This is a genomic window from Mesorhizobium sp. WSM4837, assembly GCF_055811435.1.
This window is the reverse complement of the sequence record NZ_JBVVQE010000289.1, coordinates 1-233: the sequence shown is the minus strand read 5'-3', so window position 1 is coordinate 233 and position 233 is coordinate 1. Positions and strand designations below refer to the sequence as shown.

Annotated in this window: 1 protein-coding gene; it reads left to right on the top strand. The window is 93.6% G+C overall.

Annotated features, from left to right (window positions below):
* Positions 1–37: 37 nt before the first annotated feature.
* Positions 38–233, top strand: a 196-nt coding sequence (locus AC0L3D_RS37125) for a hypothetical protein (protein ID WP_473647590.1), incomplete at its 3' end; no start/stop codon positions are given.

Genomic DNA, 233 nt, shown 5'->3' with positions numbered 1-233 from the left:
CCCCCCCCCCGCTCCCTTCTTGTGGGGGGCCCTCCTCTTGGCCTCGCCCCCCGCCCCCCCCCGGCCGCCCCCCCCCCCCCCCCTCCCCCCCCCCCGCCCCCCCCCCCCCCCCCCCCCCCCGGCCGGCCCCCCCCCCCCCCCCCCGCGGCCGCCGGGGGGGGGGGGGGGGCCCCCGCGGCGGGGGGGGGGGGGCCCGGGGGGGGCCCCCCCCCCCCCCCCCCCCGCCCTGATCG